At 39.0% G+C, this 1,327-nt stretch carries 1 protein-coding gene; it reads right to left on the bottom strand.

Going from position 1 to position 1,327, the window contains the following annotated elements; translation table 11 throughout:
• Positions 1-215: 215 nt before the first annotated feature.
• Positions 216-1,238 carry an IS110 family transposase gene (locus HC000_RS18240; RefSeq protein WP_346010181.1) on the bottom strand — a complete coding sequence of 341 codons (1,023 nt, stop codon included), beginning with the start codon at positions 1,236-1,238 and terminating at the stop codon, positions 216-218.
• Positions 1,239-1,327: the final 89 nt, after the last annotated feature.

Below are 1,327 nucleotides of genomic sequence, written 5' to 3'. Positions count from 1 at the left end.
TAGGGTCTTATATGGACTCCCTATTAATGTCAAAAATAAAATTGAAATAAATTAGATGCTAGCTTATATACGGGCTCAAATTGAGGAGCTACCCCTGGCCTCAAATGTATTCGCACCTTCATGACTTTTCTGTTGAGCAGTTTTTCAAACTTCAGACCCTAACAGTCTATTGAAGGTCGGTCTTACCTATTTCAATCGATCTTTCTGACAAGTTTTTAAGCCACAAGTAATTGTGGCTGATAATCTTTGTTATGCTTTTGCATTGCAAAAGCCGTTCTGATTGTTTTATTTGCTAACGCTATTGCGGCTACTTTTTTGCCTCGACGTACACTTAATTCTTTTAACCATATATCTTTTTGGCTACGAACTTCTCTTTTTTCTAGTTGTGAAACAACAGCTAATGCGCCTTTATACAAAGCACTACGCAGCTTCTTATTTCCTATTACTTTAGATATCGAGCCTATCTTTTGTTTTCCCCCGCTACTATGCTGTACTGGTGTTAGACCAAAGCAGGCCGCAGCTTCTCGACCATTTTTAAAATGGGTTGTATTACCTAGTGCTATTTTAATCAGTATTGCACAGACCGGTCCCACGCCTTCTAATGCTTGCAAGCGTATACAGGTTTGATCTTCTTTAATTACTTCATGCAATTGCTTTTCAATCAGCTTCACCTCTTCGACCGCCTCAGTAAAACGCTGATAAACTCGGTTAATTGTGAAGCGAAAAGCGCCTGTTAGGCTGTTTTCAGCATCTTCTAATATCTCAGGTATCGCTTGGGTCAACTTCGTATCCCCTTGAGCAATTGGGTAACCAAACTCTAACAATAAAGCTCTTAGTTGATTACCTAAGCTGACTTTTTGTTTGACTAATAAATCACGCATACATTCAATGCCTTGTAAGCATTGCTCTTGCACTGAAAGTAAACGACTTCCTTTTATATGAGGCTGTCTCGCTGCAACTGAAATAGCCAGCGCATCATTTGCATCGGTTTTCTGCCCTTGACGAAACGCTTTTACCTGTCGCGCGTTGATCGCTTTGATCTGGTGCCCTGCCTGTTTAGCAAATTGCGCCCAATAATGCGTACCACCACATGATTCCATAGCAACTAAAGATTGCTGTTCTTTAATTAATAACTCTTTAAGCTTGGCTCTGCTTATTGTTTTGTTATAAATAACTTTGCCATTGCTTTGCGTTTTGCAAACTTGAAATAAATTTTTTGCTAAATCAATCGCTATCACATTACAATTCAACATGTATGGGCTCCTTAGTAAAAGTTTGAACACTTATTACGTTACTTCTGATGGAAGTGGGAGTCCATACATCTGTT

Source organism: Pseudoalteromonas sp. MIP2626 (assembly GCF_013414205.1).
GTDB classification, from domain to species: domain Bacteria; phylum Pseudomonadota; class Gammaproteobacteria; order Enterobacterales; family Alteromonadaceae; genus Pseudoalteromonas; species Pseudoalteromonas nigrifaciens.
The sequence above is the reverse complement of the archived record's forward strand: the minus strand, read 5'-3'. Positions and strand labels throughout refer to the sequence as shown.